Here is a 15,623-nt window from a genome sequence, read left to right on the forward strand (position 1 = left end):
ATAGAGGTGACTTGTTTTTTAAGAATGTTATAAATCCAGTTCTTGACGGAAACCTACCTCATGCTATAGAGTAATGGTAACAATTAGTGAATTGTTCTTTATTGTAAAATTAAATACAGCGAAATCTTATCAAGAGTGGTGGAGGGACTGGCCCTTAGAAGCCACAGCAACCGGCGAGCAATCGCACGGTGCTAATTCTTGCTATTTAAGTTATATGCCGATTTTGGACTATAACTTGAATTGAGAGATGAGAGAGGAGCATTACCGTATACGGATGAACGGCCTTTCTCGAGTGTAATGGGATAGGTCGTTTTTTTATCTTCCACGGGAATAAATTCGCTTCCTTACTAACCTCTCACTCTATTATCCAACAAAACGTTTTTAAGGAGGAATTACCCTTGCCCATTAAGATCCCTGATACTTTACCAGCTAAAGAAATTCTCGCAGGTGAGAATATTTTTGTTATGGATGAGACGCATGCTTTCAAACAAGATATTCGCCCTCTACGTATTGGCATTCTCAATTTGATGCCTACGAAAGAGACCACGGAGACCCAGTTACTTCGTCTCATTGGCAATACACCTCTTCAAGTGGATGTCATTCTAATTCATCCAAAATCGCATGTTTCAAAAAATACATCTCAAGAATATCTCGATATGTTTTACAAAACGTTTGATGAAGTAAAGGATCTGCGCTTTGATGGGCTGATCATTACGGGTGCCCCGGTAGAACAGATGGAATTTGAAGAAGTGACATACTGGGAAGAAATTCAGCAGATTTTTAACTGGTCCAAAGCGAATGTGACTTCTACAATGCATATCTGTTGGGCTTCACAAGCAGGGCTGTATCACCATTTTAATGTACCCAAAGTGGCCCTTCCTGAAAAATGCTTCGGTGTGTTTTCACACACGCTAAGTAAATCACATGTAAAACTCCTTCGAGGATTTGATGAGTTATTTCTTGCTCCTCATTCTCGTCATACCGAAGTACGGCGAGAAGATATTGAGAAAGTGGCGGGGCTTGATATTTTATCAGAGTCAGAAGAAGCGGGAGTATACATTGTGGCAAGTGAGGATGGCAAACAGATCTTTGTGACAGGGCATTCCGAATATGATCCGTTATCCTTAAAGTGGGAATATGACCGCGATAAGGAGAGAGGATTAGATGTGAAACTGCCTGAGAACTATTTTCCGAATGATGATCCGAGCAAGGTACCGTTGTCCAGCTGGAGAGCACATGCAAACTTATTGTTCTCGAACTGGCTTAACTACTATGTTTACCAAGCAACACCCTATGACCTTGAAACACAAAAATAGTCTATATATATATAAGGGGGATATCACATTATGGAAAACAAGCTGAAATTAGAAAGTAAGCTCGCACAAATAGGATCAATTAAAGAACCTGTAACGGGAGCCATCAATTTTCCAATCTATCAATCGACTGCATTTAGACATCCTGAACTGGGAAAAAGCACGGGATTTGATTACATACGTACGACAAACCCAACTCGAAAAGTATTAGAAGAAGCTGCAGCTGAACTGGAATCAGGGGATGCAGGTTTTGCCTGCAGTTCCGGTATGGCGGCCATCATGACGATTTTCGCTAAGTTTGGGCAAGGGGACCACCTGATCATTTCACTTGATCTATATGGGGGAACATACCGTCTTGTAGAGCGAATTCTAGCTAAGAATGGAATTACTGCAAGTTATGTAGACACGAACGATTTAGAGGCTCTTGAGAAGGTGCGCCAAGAAAATACAAAAGCGATTTTTATTGAAACTCCGACAAATCCGCTGATGATGATCACAGATATTAAAGAAGTCTGTACATGGGCTAGAAAACACGAAATTTTAACCATTGTAGATAATACGCTGCTTACTCCATTTTTTCAGCGCCCGCTTGAACTTGGTGCAGATATCGTAATGCACAGTGCTACGAAATATCTTGGTGGGCATAACGATGTACTGGCAGGTCTTATTGTGACAAAAGGCAAAGAAATCTCGGAAGAGATCGCTTTTCTCCATAATTCGATTGGGGCCGTGTTATCGCCGAGCGATAGTTACCAGTTAATGCGCGGAATGAAGACGCTTGCGCTGCGTATGGAACGCCATGAATATAATGCAACAAAAGTAGCAGAATTTTTGCTGTCACATGAACTGATTACAGATGTTTATTACCCTGCTTTGCCGGGTCACCCGTCTTACGAAATCCAAAACAGACAGTCTAGTGGAAATACAGGGATCCTGTCTTTTAAAGTGAAAGATGCTCGTTATGTGGAACCGATTCTAAGACATATCAAGCTCATTGCCTTTGCAGAAAGTTTGGGCGGGGTAGAATCACTAATGACGTACCCTGTGGTACAGACTCATGCGGATATTCCTGCTGAGATTCGTAATGCAGTAGGTCTTGATGATCGTCTGCTGCGCTTCTCTGTTGGAATTGAACATATTGATGATATCATAGAGGACTTAAATGCTGCATTTCACGAGGCAGCTTTAGAGCTGGAAGGAAGTGTTGTTCGTGGCTAATAAAAAAGAAGACCAGCCTAACGATTATAAATTTGATACCAAGTTGCTGCATTTTGGGGCAGAGATTGATGAGACAACCGGCGCATCCAGTGTGCCTATATATCAAGCCTCTACGTTCCACCATCATGATATTTTTTCGCCGCCAACTCATGATTACAGCCGTTCAGGTAACCCAACACGGCAGGCACTTGAAGATTATATCGCTCTGCTAGAGGGCGGAGTACGTGGTTTTGCATACTCTTCGGGGATGGCTGCGATCTCAAGTTCTCTTATGATTCTGTCTGCGGGTGATCATATTATTGCCACGGAAGATGTGTACGGCGGAACATACCGCTTGCTAAGCAGCATTCTTACTCGGATGAATATTGAGACTACGTTCGTAGATATGACGGATCTAGCAAATGTAAAAGCCGCTTATCGTCCAAATACGAAAGCTGTATATATGGAAACACCCTCAAATCCGACACTGCGCATTACAGATGTAGCAGGCATTACCGGATGGGCAAAGGAAAAAGGTCTGCTGACGCTGCTTGATAATACGTTTATGACGCCTTATTACCAAAAGCCGATTGAGCAAGGAGTAGATATTGTAGTTCATAGTGCTACTAAATTCCTTGGTGGACACAGCGATGTACTTGCAGGGCTTGCAGTAGCAAGAACAGAAGCGATTGGCGCACAGCTGAAGCAACTTCAAAATGGACTGGGTACTGTGCTTGGCGCCCAAGAATCCTGGCTGCTCATGAGAGGGATGAAAACGCTTGGCGCTCGTATGGCTCATTCCGAGATTAGTGCGGCGAAACTTGCAGCTTGGCTTATGAGTCGCTCTGACATTCCTGCTGTATACTATCCGGGACTCCTTGATCATCCTGGACGAGAGATACATGAGAAACAATCTACCGGCTACGGTGCAGTGGTATCATTTGATGTAGGTTCAGGAGAACGTGCCAAAGCTGTACTGAATAAAGTCCGTTTACCTCTTGTTGCTGTGAGTCTCGGTTCAGTAGAGAGTATCTTGTCCTATCCTGCAATGATGTCTCATGCAGCGATGCCGAAAGATTTTAGATTAGAGCGAGGAATCACAGATGGTCTGCTTCGTTTCTCCGTAGGACTTGAAGATATTGATGATTTAATTGCTGATTTGGATCAGGCATTATCTAACACATAACATAAGGTTTTCTTCCTAAAAGAAGCATGCTAGCATTAGGTGCTTCTTTTCACATGTATCCTATGTTACGATATAAGAGACAATATTTGATATTATTGTTACATTTCTTACGATAAGGGAGGCTGCCGTATGAGTGCGGTGAACCATATCTTAAATAAAGCGTTGAACGGAGAGCGTCTGAATGTAGAAGATGCTATTGCTTTGTTTGAATCTGATGAAGTTGAAAAAATCGGTGAAGCAGCTCATGTAATTATGAAGCGGATGCATCCCGAACCAATCACCACCTTTGTTATTGGTAGAAATATTAACTACACGAACGTATGCGACGTCTACTGTCGTTTTTGTGCGTTCTATCGTAGACCAGGCTCTGATGAAGGTTATGTACTACCGGATGAGCTCATTTTCCAAAAGATCAAGGAAACGGAAGATGTAGGCGGAACTGAAATTTTGATGCAGGGCGGTACCAATCCGAATCTACCATTTAGCTACTATACTGATTTGCTTCGCGGTATTAAGGAACGATTCCCTAATATTACGATGCATTCTTTCTCACCAGCTGAGATTATGAAGATGAAAGAAGTATCGGATGGACTTTCTCTAGAAGAAGTGGTGCGTCAAATTCATGAAGCCGGACTTGATTCGCTTCCAGGCGGGGGCGCTGAAATCCTTGATGATCGGACTCGCCGCAAAATTAGTCGTCAAAAAGGATCATGGCGTGATTGGATGGACGTCATGCAAACTGCGCACCGTATTGGTATGAATACAACAGCTACAATGGTTATTGGTTTTGGTGAAACCATGGAAGAGAGAGCTTTGCATCTACAGCGTGTACGGGATGCTCAAGATGAATGTATTCAGAACGGATATGATTCGGAAGGATTCCTTGCGTTTATTCCATGGACTTTCCAGCCAGACAACACAAACCTGAAAAAAGAGCGTCAAACACCAGAAGCTTACCTGAAAACAGTAGCAATTAGTCGTTTGTTCCTCGATAATATCAAGAATATTCAGTCTTCATGGGTAACGATGGGACCTGAGGTAGGTAAACTTTCGCTTCGATATGGATGTAATGACTTTGGCAGTACGATGATTGAAGAGAATGTTGTATCTGCTGCGGGTGCAACCCATAAAGTCAATATTCATTCCATTCTGGATCTGATTCGTGAAACAGGCAACATTCCTGCTCAGCGAAATACAAAATACGAAATTCTTCGTGTTTTTGATGAATCAGATCATGCGGTTGTAAATGATTTTGTCATGCAGAACTAATATTTCTTATATAAAAATAAAGCGTACAAGCATAGCCGCTATGCTTGATGTAAATAGGAAAGACCCTTTGACTTCTTTAGAGTCAAAGGGTCTTTTTTATAACCGATTCATATCTCTATCGAATAGAATGCTGGCATTCGGATCGATAGAACGAACGATATATTTGATTCGGCGAGATTCAAATGAATGTATTTTGTAATATAGTACAGGTAGTGTTCCCCACGGCTCGGAATGAAGTGTTGTCTCTTCGAGTTTGTCAACGAATGCTTCGGGGTCACGGTGTAACCGTGTCCTAATGGACTCTTCAATCCGGGTTTTCTCGGTACTTACGATACAGATTTTTCGGTTAAAGGTGTATCCTCTCAAAGAAAAGTGAACACCTTCAAATGCAATCAGATAGGCGATGATGGAGTACATTGCTTGCTGCATTCCAAATGTAACTCCCGCAGCGGTAAGCACAACCAAGTTCACAAGCATAATGACTCGCTCTAATCGATATTTAGATCGATGATTATAAGAGTGATCCAGCGGCCGGATCGTCAGTGTATCGAGCGTACCGCCTTCATATAAGACCATCCCAATTCCAAGTCCGAGGAATAACCCACCGCAAGCCGCAGCAAGCAGTGGGTGTTCAATAAGAGCAGGAAAGGAATGAAGCATAAGAGAGCTAAGTGAAAGAACAACGAGTCCCAGAACCGTCAATATTGCATATTGCCTCTGTACTCTTCGGTAAGAAAGAAGTATAAATGGCAAGTTGAATAAAAATAAGAAAAGTCCTAATCGCATCTCGGTTTGATAGGCGAACATGGCTGAAATTCCTGTTACACCGCCGATGATGAGTTGATTGGGATGTAAAAATAACTCAAGCCCAATAGAAGCAAGAATTCCACCAAGAATAACAAATAGTAGTTTCTTTATCCATGTTCGGTAGGATAGTTTGGCTGATGAGGAAAGAACGGAGTGTGGAGATTGATTCATCTTTGTTCCTCCTTTTCCTACATATTTGTGAAGCCTTTACTGATGATCTATAGGTTTTTCTTTTAACATTTTAGGTTTTGGTTTCTTCTTTTTGTCTTCAAATTTAAATAGTTTATTAAGACCACGGTAGATATGTTTCGATTCTTTCGTAAGCAGTGGTCCTAAGATTGCTAGAATCAAAACATAGATCGCAGCGAAAGGCTGGATAATCAGCATGAGTCCGCCAGCTTGAGCCATATTCGCGAGAATAATAGAAAACTCACCGCGCGATACAATGGTAAGACCAATATTTGAAGAGGCTTTTGTTGAAAGTCCCGCGCTTCGTCCTGCAAGCATACCGGCAATAAAGTTACCAATGAGAGTAACAACGACCGCAATCAGAGCGAGCCAAACGGCTTCTCCACCGAGGGACAAAGGATCAATGGATAATCCGAAGCTGAAGAAGAATATCGCACCAAAGAAATCTTTGAATGGCATAATTAAATGTTCAATACGCTTCGCGTGAGTTGTTTCTGCTAGAACCAGTCCCACGAGAAGAGCACCGATTGCTTCAGCAACGTGAATCGTTTCAGAGAACCCTGCTACGAGGAATAAAGAACCGAAGATAACAAGACCAAACAACTCATTATTACGAATATTAAGCAATTTATTAAGCACAGGAACGAGTTTGCGTCCTACAATAATAACGATAAGCATGTAACCAAGTGCAATCAGTGCACTTAGAATGACACCGCCGACCGAAGAAGAATCACTAAGAACAAGTCCGGAAAGAATGGAAATGTATACAGCGAGGAATACATCTTCAAACATAATAATCCCAAGGATCATCTCTGTTTCCGGATTAGCGGTTCTTTTCAGATCAACTAATACTTTCGCTACAATGGCACTAGACGAAATCGTCGTAATCCCTGCAATAACCAGTACTTCCGCGATCGGAAATCCTGACATAAATCCTAGCAAAAGTCCAAGCGTAAAATTAATGCCTAAATAGATACTTCCACCAACGACAATCGATTTTCCTGATTTAATCAATCGTCCGACTGAGAATTCAAGTCCCAGATAGAAGAGCAAGTAGAGCACACCGATACGACCAAGGAAAGAAATAAAAGGCTCGCTCTCAATAAAACGAAAATCAAGATGCCAAATCTGTGCGGCATGCGGTCCTACTGCCATACCTATCAAAATATAGAAAGGGATAACAGAAAAGCGCAGTTTTGAAGAAATCAGTCCAGCTGCCGCGATGAGTGCAATTGCCAAACCGACTTCAAGTACTAAATGATCCATCGGTTCACCAACTTCCATCCTTTAAGATTTGTTTTAATTTTTGCTGCTGATGTCTTTCTCCGACCGCAACCACTGTCGAGTCTGCTGGAATCTTCACATCAGGACCAGGGCTTACATGTTTATTCTTGTTATTCTTATCGACTACGGCAATAATAGTTGCCCCTGAATTCTGACGGATATCCAGTTCACCAATGGATTTACCGACACAACTGTAATTTGCATCAATTTTATACCATTCAATAATCAGATCATCGAGCGTCATCTCCATACGCTCCAGTTGTTTTGGTTTGTAAGTCATCCCGCCCACGATCGCTGCAAGCTGTCTTGCTTCGTAGTCTTCCAGCGTAATCATTGAAATACTTTGTTCTGGATCATTATATTCAAAGTGATACATTTCACGTCTTCCGTCGTCATGAATCACCACAATAACTTTGTCTCCACTGCTTGTCGTCGCTTGAAATTTACGTCCGATTCCAGGCAGGTCAGTTTCACGAATTTCCATATAGATTAAATCCTCCTAAAGTTTGTTTATAGCCATGAAGCTTTCATAGCAGCGTACATAAAGTGTTTACCATTCGGTTTCTCTATGCACTTACAAACGTGGAGGTGAATTTAACGGGTTTAAGATAAAGCCGGCGCTTTATATTGTCATAAAACACTTTGAATGGCGGTTCGATCATGGGAACCCGAAAAATCATCAGAATGGACAGTATCGTAAAGAGGTATTGCAAAGGGTTGACGGCAGTTAACTTTAGAGGCAACATCGATTTTCGGATCATGGCTTTGGGGTGATGATTCCCCGAGAAATCCATGGGTTCCATGGTTGAATCATGATCGAAAATAGAATGTGACCCTGCAGTCGTGTTACCGAGGGTGGGGATTTGATAAGAAAAAATCACAAATAGACATAGAAAAATCAGTAAGAAACGCTGAATCCAATTCTCTTTTTTCATCCCATCCCCCTCTCTGCAAGATACTGTTACTAAAATAATAACACAAATTTGTTTGGACTCCAAATCCGTTTTTCTTTTTCCCATTCTGAGAATACATGTCATTCTTTCCATTAAGCCGCTTCGTATATCCCCTTCGACTGGGCCATATAATATTTAGAGAAGGGAGTGGGTCTTGTGGAATTGTTCGCGGTATGGACAGAAGTTAACAGCCAATCAGCAGAAGATTGCTTTTATCGATTTATCAAAAATAAAACAAAAGGTCTACATATAAGTAAACAAGGCTTTCGATTTTCCTTTAGGAAACATGGAGGCAAGGCAGCATGGATATGTAAAGGAACGGAAAGTCATCCTGGTTTTAAGGAAGGTTTGCCACGGATGTATCAGATTATGGCTGCAGGTGTAGCTGATTACATTCTTGATCAAAAAGAAGAGGAACAGCTGGGTCACATCCTGAAGCGAGAATGCGTAAATATGGATGCTGAGGAACTTTCAAGGGTCAAAACAATATGCGAACCGCTGCTGAGATCAAGATTCGAAACAGAGCAGGGGACAAGAGAACGAAGGCATGCCAAGCTAACGGAAGGGCTTCTACAAGGAATGAAAGAAATACCTATAATTCATCTGGATGGAGTACTGCGATTTCGGATGCAGAGTTATAAGAAAGAACTTCATGAAATTGTGGAATATGCACTAGATGAATTTTATATGGATCGGCAGTATGAGGAGTTTATGAGTCTTTTGAAATATTTTGTTTATTTCCAAGAGACGAAGGTGCCTCTCGTGCATGTTGTGCATAAAGATCAGCACGAATTTGTCTTGTATGATGAATACATGCGTCCTATGGTACTTCCTCCCGATGAAAGTGTCGTTATGGAAATGCCAGGTATAGAACTTGAAATGGAAGTCGAAGATATGATTATCAGCAGGCTGATCTCCATTTCTCCGAAGAAAATGAAACTGCATACACAGACAGAAGATTTTCCGGTTATCCGATCCATTACACAGATTTTTGAAGATCGAGTGGAAATTTGCCATAATTGCAGACATTGCCGCAACGTGAAAGAAACGGGACAGCTGGCGCTTGACGAAGAGGAATCTTTGGAATTATAATAACTGGTATTAAAAGCAATGACAAAGACATGAGCCGTAGAGACTGGGCCGTACAGAGAGAAGAAACCTGGCTGTAATTTCTTCCGGATACCAACTGCGACTTACCCCTTTGTAGCTGTGGTTTAGAACGCTTGCATTTATGCAGACAAGTAAGAACCGCCGGATTCATGCCCGTTATCTTGCATGCTTCAATGAGGGTTGTCCTGTTTATGAGAGACAACTGAATTAGGGTGGAACCACGAGTATTACACTCGTCCCTTTGCCGGGACGGGTGTTTTTTGCGTCTGCAATAAACATAGCATCGTTCCCCGGCATCCAAAAGGATAAAGGAGGAAATAACAATGTCAGTAAGTATTAAATTACCAGATGGTTCTGTTCGTGAATATGAGAATGGAGCTAGTATCCTTGATGTAGCTGCTTCCATTAGCAGTGGACTCAAAAAAAATGCACTTGCAGGTAAAATGGATGGGATTGTTGTCGATCTTTCTACTCCACTACGTGAAGGTGCACTTGTAGAAATCGTAACTTATGATTCACCTGAAGGGCTTGAAGTGCTTCGCCATAGTACAGCGCATTTGCTGGCACAAGCCGTAAAACGTCTGTTTGGCAGCAAAGAAGTCTTCTTGGGTGTAGGACCTGTGATTGAGGATGGATTCTATTATGATATGGATCTCGAACATGCACTGAATCCAGAAGATCTGCAAAAGATCGAGAAAGAAATGGAACGTATCGTAAATGAGAACCTGCCTATCGTTCGTAAGGAAGTAAGCAGAGAAGAAGCCATTCGCATCTTTGAAGAAGTTCAAGACCCTTATAAACTGGAACTCATTCGTGACTTGCCAGAAGACAGCATCATTTCGATCTATGAGCAAGGCGAATTCTTCGACCTTTGCCGTGGACCGCATGTCCCTTCTACTGGAAAAATCAAAGTGTTTAAGCTGATGAACGTAGCCGGCGCATACTGGCGCGGAGACAGCAAAAATAAAATGCTTCAACGGGTATACGGCACTGCATTTGCTAAAAAAGCACAGCTGGAAGAACATCTTCATTACTTGGAAGAAGCAAAAAAACGCGATCACCGTAAACTTGGTAAAGAACTTAACATGTTTACTTTTTCACAGCTTGTGGGTCAAGGTCTTCCGATCTGGCTTCCAAACGGAGCAAAACTGCGCCGTACGCTAGAACGCTATATTGTAGACCTGGAAGAAAGTCTTGGTTACAAACATGTATATACTCCTGTCCTAGGAAATGTTGAACTATACAAAACTTCTGGACATTTAGAGCACTATGAGGAAGATATGTTCCCAAGAATGGTACTCGACAACGAAGAACTTGTACTTCGTCCAATGAACTGTCCTCACCATATGATGGTATATAAGAGTGAAATGCACAGTTATCGTGATTTGCCGGTTCGTATTGCAGAGCTTGGTATGCAGCACCGTTATGAAATGTCAGGAGCACTGACAGGTTTGCATCGTGTTCGTGCGATGACGCTTAACGATTCTCATATTTTCTGCCGTCCGGATCAGATCAAAGAAGAGTTTGCTCGTGTTATTGAGCTGATTATGATTGCTTATAAAGATTTTGGTATTCACGACTACCGCTTCCGTCTGTCTTATCGCGATCCTCAGGATACTGAGAAATACTTCCCGAATGATGAGATGTGGGAAATGTCCCAGCGTATGTTGAAGGAAGTTGTAGAAAGTCTAGATATGCCGTTCTATGAAGCTGAAGGGGAAGCTGCTTTCTATGGTCCTAAACTTGATGTTCAAGTTAAAACTGCACTGGGTAAAGAAGAAACACTATCGACTGTTCAGCTCGACTTCTTGCTTCCAGAGCGTTTTGAACTGGAGTATGTAGGTGATGATGGACAAAAACACCGCCCAGTTGTTATCCACCGCGGTATTTTGGGAACTATGGAACGTTTCACTGCATTCTTGCTCGAAAATTATGCAGGTAATTTGCCGCTTTGGCTGTCTCCAGTTCAAGCAAAAGTAATTCCTGTATCTGTTCATTTCGAGAAGTATGCTCGTGAAGTGGAAGAACAGCTTAGACGCGGAGGAATCACTGTAGAAGCAGATCTGCGTAATGAGAAACTCGGCTATAAGATTCGTGAAGCTCAGCTAGAGAAAATTCCTTATATGTTCATCGTAGGGGAAAACGAGATGAATGACGGCAGTGTCTCCATCCGTAAACGTGGTGAAGGAGATTTAGGAGCAAAACCTTTGGCTGAGGTAGTACAAATGCTGCAAGAGGAAATTCGTACACACCAAGTCTAAAAAGAAATAAATAGACATGGATGAATATATCGTGTGTTTTATGGGGACTCTCTGCTAGAGAAAGGGAGGAATTAAACCTATGATACACCGAGTGATTCGGCGATGTTCTTCAGCTGTTTTGCTGATGATGCTGATTTGTTTTTCTAGTAATGACTTAGCTATTGCCTTTCATGTACAACAAAGTGAGCCGGATGAAGCAAGAGAAGTGCTCGCTCCGCCAACAAAACAGGTGGTCGGTACAGTAAATGTAACGGCAACGGGTTATACTGCCGGATATGAATCAACAGGAAAAGGTCCGAATCATCCACTATATGGCATCACTTATTCGGGTGTAAAAGTACACCGGAATAAACAAGGGGTTTCGACCATTGCCGCAGACCCTTCCTTATTCCCCCTCGGGACGGTCCTTTATATTCCGGGGTACGGATATGGAATTGTAGCTGATACAGGATCTGCTATTAAAGGCTCCAAGATTGATCTGTATTTTCCAACGATTAAGGCGGTATACAGTGAGTGGGGCAAAAAAGATGTGCAGGTTCAAGTAATCAAGCTGGGGAAAGGGAAATGTACGGAACAAATGCTAGAGCAGCTCGGAGATGCGATCATGGTCAATCAGAGCATTCCGGATGCCTTGCTGAATGAAGAAATATAATGAAGATGAAAGAGCTTGCTTGGGTAGTCATTCTACCCAGGCAAGCTCTTTTCTTTTTTTTGAATAAGAAACAGCAAATCCTCACATAATACGGACTGAGGTAGCAGTACCTCAGGTGAAGCAAGGGACCTACACTTGCAGGAGAGGGAGGTGAATCTAACATGAAAAAAGTGAATTCTCAAGGTACGCAAAGTTCCCAAGGTTTCCAAACTCCGAATGAGAAATACGATGCTGAGTTTGGTCAAGAAACGAACTCTGCAGCTGAAAAAGTAAAACAATCTTCAGCAGCCAAAGTACAAGATAACTACCAAACACCAGATGAGAAGTATGATGCTGAGTTTGGAGTAGAGAACACAGGAATCAAACAACAACAACAAGGTCAACAAGGCCAACAAAGATAAGGTAAGATAAACAAACAGACTCTGAAGAATATTCTTCAGAGTCTGTTTTTTCTGTTCCGCTTTTTCTGTTCCGCTTTTCTGTTCCGCTTTTTCTGTTCCGCTTTTTCTGTTCCGCTTTTCTACTCGGTCTCAAGACTGAGTAGAATTTCATTCCTGCGCCGCTCTTCTTATTATGTATTTTCGTTTACAATAAGTACATAATTAGCCAATCGTAAGGAAAATGAGGAAGAGAGGGTGCACGGAATATGGCAAACCGTTTTATCGGAGCTGTACTGCTTATCGGAATAGGATTATTGGTGTTACTTCACATATTAAATGGAGGCGATTTTAGTCTTAGCTATCTCATCTCCACATATTGGCCAGTCATTTTTTTGTATCTTGGATTCAGTTCCTTGAAAGACAAAAATTGGATAGGTGGTTTAATATTGCTGTATCTTGGCGCACATTTCTTAAGTAATAACCTTGGATATTCTTATTTCTCTTTCCGAGCTCTGTTCCGTTATGCCGTACCTATAGGTTTAATTGGAGGCGGCCTTTATGTACTGTTAAGTCCGCGAAGAAGGGATCGTAAACATGATCAGAGAACAAAAGAAGATGAAGAATATGTAGTTCCACCTTCACCGCCTGTTGAACCAAGTCCGCTTTACTCTGATTTTGATAAACAGTTTGAGCAAAAGTTTGGATCAGCCAAGGTAGACGATGATAACAAGAAGTATGAACAAGCGAGACAGCAGAGTCATTATGGAAATAATGACAATAACGATGTACATTTTCATGATGAAAATGAAAAAATAAACAAATCGACTTTTATTGGCGATATTCGTCTCGGAGATGATTATTACGAATTGAAACCAACCAATATATCTCAGTTCATTGGAGATACCGTAATTGATTTAACGAAAGCACAAATTCCGTATGGAGAGACACGAATTCATATCTCTAGCTTTATCGGGGACATCAAAGTCTTTGCTCCTAGAGATATGGAGATTGGGATTATGGTAAATTCCAATTCGTTCATCGGTGACATGGATGTTCTCAGTAATTCGAAACAAGGTTTTATGAGTAATGCGGTCGCAGAAACTCCCGGTTATAGAGAAGCTGGAAAGAAAGTACGTATTATTATTAGCGTTTTTATCGGTGACGTCAAAGTGAATTCGGTAGGTTAACGAGATGAAGATGATATTTCGAACGGTTAAATGGGAGTTGTTGTTATTTTTCTTAATGAATAGTGTAGTTACAGTGGGGATTCTTTATAGCGCCTCTCGAAAAGGGTATGCAGAATCAGCGATGCCTGAGACCTGGCTTTACTATCTAGCACTCATTGTAGTTACAACCCTGATTATTGGTTATATAGCTGGGCTGCGTGTCCAGCGTAGAATAGATGTGCTGAATCTCAATATGCTGCAGGTAACGAAAGGTAACCTTTCTTCTCGAATTGATGAGGATGAGGATGCTTCTTTTTCCGGGGTGTTTCCGCAATTTAACAGGATGATGGATGCCATCGAAGAGCGGATGAAATGGGTACAGAGATTGGGAGAACAAGAGGTAATTGAGAAGGAAAAAGCGGCAGAAGCAGCTGTGCTCGAAGAACGGAGAAGAATGGCCCGAGATTTACACGACACCGTAAGCCAGCAATTATTTGCTATGCACATGTCTGCTTCTGCTCTGCCATCGTTACTCAAACAGCATCAAGAACAAGGAAATATAGTACTTGAACAACTAATCACAATGTCACAAACTGCTCAAAAGCAGATGAGAGCGCTCATTGCTCAGCTAAGACCTGTAGAACTGGAGAACCGAAGTCTGGAAGAAGCACTTGACGCCTGGTTCCCCGATTATTGCAGACAAAATGGACTAAAGGGAATAAAAGAACAAGAGTTTATTGGCGGGATTTCGGAAGCCATCGAACATCAGATGTTTCTTATTATTCAAGAAGCAATGGCTAATATTGTGAAGCATGCCGGGGCAAGCCTCGTCAGTTTGTCGATACGAGAAGAGGAGAGACGAATTGTATTTAGTGTTAGTGATAACGGTAAAGGATTTCGTCCGGAAGAAGCAGGAAGGCAAGGTTCTTATGGGCTGATGACAATGAAGGAACGAGCTGAGAAATTAGGAGGAAATGTAGATATTATTGCACACCCGGGAGCAGGAACGACGATCAGGGTGAATATACCTAAGTTTAAGTCTGATTCGTAAAAGGAGATTCATCTGCGGCATATATGGAAGGGGAGATTACATTGGAACGGGATAAAACGAAAATTATGATTGTAGATGATCATGATATGGTCAGAATGGGACTAAAAACATACATAAGTTTGGATCCTACTTTTGAAGTGGTATCGGAAGGTAAAGATGGACAACATGCCTTACATACGTTACAGACCTCTAATCCCGAACAATTACCCGAACTGATTCTTATGGATTTAATGATGCCTGTGATGAATGGAGTCGAAGCGACAAGAGCCATACTATCTGAATACCCGGACATGAAAATCATTATATTAACCAGTTTTCTTGAGGACCATTTGGTGCTCGAAGCGATTGAATCTGGGGCAGTCAGTTATGTGCTTAAAACGATTTCCGCTGAGGAGCTTGTTTACGCATTACAGGGGGCAAAACGCGGTATGCCCGTAATGACAAATGATATCTCTCAAGCGCTTACTCGGGGACTTAGACATAAAACAGTTCAGGACGATGACTCCGGAATGACAGAAAGGGAACGAGAAGTTCTATTGCTCATTGCTGAAGGGAAGAATAATAAGGATATATCGGAAGAACTACATATCAGCATCAAAACCGTCAAAACTCATGTGAGTAATCTGTTGATGAAATGTGAGATGGATGACCGGACACAGCTAGCGATTTATGCTCACCGTAAAGGCTGGGTGAATCCATAATAAGATTTTTGAATTTCAACAATTTTACATGTTTTATCTCCTTTTTAATTGTTTTTAATGTGTATTTAAGGTTTAAAGTACAAAATAAAGACAGTTAAACAATA

The 15,623-nt window shown here is 41.7% G+C and carries 15 protein-coding genes, 1 riboswitch and 1 other annotated feature; of the genes, 11 read left to right on the forward strand and 4 right to left on the reverse strand.

What is annotated here, in order from left to right:
- Positions 1–123 precede the first annotated feature (123 nt).
- A riboswitch (SAM riboswitch) is annotated at positions 124–254 on the forward strand.
- 144 nt (positions 255–398) lie between these two features.
- The 4 genes from metA to mqnC all read left to right on the forward strand — a co-directional run bounded on the left by metA (position 399) and on the right by mqnC (position 4,965).
- Positions 399–1,316 carry a homoserine O-acetyltransferase MetA gene (gene metA / locus QPK24_RS07255; protein WP_285747445.1) on the forward strand — a complete coding sequence of 306 codons (918 nt, stop codon included), beginning with the start codon at positions 399–401 and terminating at the stop codon, positions 1,314–1,316.
- Positions 1,317–1,346: 30 nt separating this feature from the next.
- Positions 1,347–2,531 carry an aminotransferase class I/II-fold pyridoxal phosphate-dependent enzyme gene (locus tag QPK24_RS07260; protein ID WP_407082960.1) on the forward strand — a complete coding sequence of 395 codons (1,185 nt, stop codon included), beginning with the start codon at positions 1,347–1,349 and terminating at the stop codon, positions 2,529–2,531.
- Complete coding sequence (locus QPK24_RS07265) at positions 2,524–3,696, forward strand: trans-sulfuration enzyme family protein (RefSeq protein WP_285747447.1); 1,173 nt, start codon at positions 2,524–2,526, stop codon at positions 3,694–3,696. The genes QPK24_RS07260 and QPK24_RS07265 overlap by 8 nt, the downstream gene beginning before the upstream one ends.
- A gap of 129 nt (positions 3,697–3,825) precedes the next feature.
- Complete coding sequence (mqnC, locus tag QPK24_RS07270; protein ID WP_285747449.1) at positions 3,826–4,965, forward strand: cyclic dehypoxanthinyl futalosine synthase; 1,140 nt, start codon at positions 3,826–3,828, stop codon at positions 4,963–4,965.
- 96 nt (positions 4,966–5,061) lie between these two features.
- On the opposite strand, the gene QPK24_RS07275 is transcribed toward mqnC, so the two are convergent.
- The 4 genes from QPK24_RS07275 to QPK24_RS07290 form a co-directional block, all read right to left on the reverse strand.
- Positions 5,062–5,943 (reverse strand): YitT family protein, encoded by an 882-nt coding sequence (locus QPK24_RS07275; protein ID WP_285747451.1) that lies wholly within the window; start codon positions 5,941–5,943, stop codon positions 5,062–5,064.
- Between the two features lie 36 nt (positions 5,944–5,979).
- Positions 5,980–7,227, reverse strand: a complete 1,248-nt coding sequence (locus QPK24_RS07280) for a cation:proton antiporter (protein WP_285747453.1) — start codon at positions 7,225–7,227, stop codon at positions 5,980–5,982.
- 4 nt (positions 7,228–7,231) lie between these two features.
- The gene (locus tag QPK24_RS07285) at positions 7,232–7,729 is read right to left on the reverse strand and encodes a cation:proton antiporter regulatory subunit (RefSeq protein ID WP_160032869.1); all 498 of its coding nucleotides are present in this window, start codon (positions 7,727–7,729) and stop codon (positions 7,232–7,234) included.
- An 82-nt stretch (positions 7,730–7,811) separates the two neighbouring features.
- A complete protein-coding gene (locus QPK24_RS07290; RefSeq protein WP_285747456.1) occupies positions 7,812–8,180 on the reverse strand; it encodes a hypothetical protein in 369 nt (122 codons plus the stop codon).
- Between the two features lie 174 nt (positions 8,181–8,354).
- Here QPK24_RS07290 and QPK24_RS07295 point away from each other — a divergent pair, with 174 nt between their 5' ends.
- The 7 genes from QPK24_RS07295 to QPK24_RS07325 all read left to right on the forward strand — a co-directional run bounded on the left by QPK24_RS07295 (position 8,355) and on the right by QPK24_RS07325 (position 15,519).
- On the forward strand, positions 8,355–9,290 hold the full coding sequence (locus QPK24_RS07295; protein WP_285747458.1) for a putative sporulation protein YtxC: 936 nt from the start codon (positions 8,355–8,357) through the stop codon (positions 9,288–9,290).
- Between the two features lie 9 nt (positions 9,291–9,299).
- Positions 9,300–9,552 (forward strand) — a binding site (T-box leader).
- A 79-nt stretch (positions 9,553–9,631) separates the two neighbouring features.
- Entirely contained in the window at positions 9,632–11,569 is a 1,938-nt protein-coding gene (gene thrS, locus QPK24_RS07300; RefSeq protein ID WP_160032872.1) for a threonine--tRNA ligase, read from the forward strand.
- Between the two features lie 79 nt (positions 11,570–11,648).
- The gene (locus QPK24_RS07305) at positions 11,649–12,221 is read left to right on the forward strand and encodes a 3D domain-containing protein (protein ID WP_285747462.1); all 573 of its coding nucleotides are present in this window, start codon (positions 11,649–11,651) and stop codon (positions 12,219–12,221) included.
- A gap of 161 nt (positions 12,222–12,382) precedes the next feature.
- Positions 12,383–12,622: a hypothetical protein gene (locus tag QPK24_RS07310; protein WP_285747464.1), complete on the forward strand. Its 240-nt coding sequence runs from the start codon at positions 12,383–12,385 to the stop codon at positions 12,620–12,622.
- Between the two features lie 245 nt (positions 12,623–12,867).
- Positions 12,868–13,788, forward strand: coding sequence for a cell wall-active antibiotics response protein LiaF (gene liaF / locus QPK24_RS07315; RefSeq protein ID WP_285747466.1), 921 nt, complete (start codon positions 12,868–12,870; stop codon positions 13,786–13,788).
- A gap of 4 nt (positions 13,789–13,792) precedes the next feature.
- Positions 13,793–14,818 (forward strand): sensor histidine kinase, encoded by a 1,026-nt coding sequence (locus QPK24_RS07320; protein WP_285747468.1) that lies wholly within the window; start codon positions 13,793–13,795, stop codon positions 14,816–14,818.
- Between the two features lie 65 nt (positions 14,819–14,883).
- A complete protein-coding gene (locus tag QPK24_RS07325) occupies positions 14,884–15,519 on the forward strand; it encodes a response regulator (RefSeq protein ID WP_285749166.1) in 636 nt (211 codons plus the stop codon).
- Positions 15,520–15,623 lie beyond the last annotated feature (104 nt).

The organism is Paenibacillus polygoni (assembly GCF_030263935.1).
GTDB lineage: Bacteria > Bacillota > Bacilli > Paenibacillales > Paenibacillaceae > Paenibacillus > Paenibacillus polygoni.

Bases quoted from the DNA above. Each gene is read 5' to 3' on its own strand.
- QPK24_RS07280 (WP_285747453.1), bottom strand. From the start codon at position 7,227: ATGGATCATTTAGTACTTGAAGTCGGTTTGGCAATTGCACTCATCGCG.
- QPK24_RS07320 (WP_285747468.1), top strand. From the start codon at position 13,793: ATGAAGATGATATTTCGAACGGTTAAATGGGAGTTGTTGTTATTTTTC.
- liaF (WP_285747466.1), top strand. From the start codon at position 12,868: ATGGCAAACCGTTTTATCGGAGCTGTACTGCTTATCGGAATAGGATTA.
- QPK24_RS07275 (WP_285747451.1), bottom strand. From the start codon at position 5,943: ATGAATCAATCTCCACACTCCGTTCTTTCCTCATCAGCCAAACTATCC.
- QPK24_RS07285 (WP_160032869.1), bottom strand. From the start codon at position 7,729: ATGGAAATTCGTGAAACTGACCTGCCTGGAATCGGACGTAAATTTCAA.
- mqnC (WP_285747449.1), top strand. From the start codon at position 3,826: ATGAGTGCGGTGAACCATATCTTAAATAAAGCGTTGAACGGAGAGCGT.
- QPK24_RS07305 (WP_285747462.1), top strand. From the start codon at position 11,649: ATGATACACCGAGTGATTCGGCGATGTTCTTCAGCTGTTTTGCTGATG.
- QPK24_RS07325 (WP_285749166.1), top strand. From the start codon at position 14,884: ATGATTGTAGATGATCATGATATGGTCAGAATGGGACTAAAAACATAC.
- QPK24_RS07290 (WP_285747456.1), bottom strand. From the start codon at position 8,180: ATGAAAAAAGAGAATTGGATTCAGCGTTTCTTACTGATTTTTCTATGT.
- QPK24_RS07260 (WP_407082960.1), top strand. From the start codon at position 1,347: ATGGAAAACAAGCTGAAATTAGAAAGTAAGCTCGCACAAATAGGATCA.
- thrS (WP_160032872.1), top strand. From the start codon at position 9,632: ATGTCAGTAAGTATTAAATTACCAGATGGTTCTGTTCGTGAATATGAG.
- QPK24_RS07310 (WP_285747464.1), top strand. From the start codon at position 12,383: ATGAAAAAAGTGAATTCTCAAGGTACGCAAAGTTCCCAAGGTTTCCAA.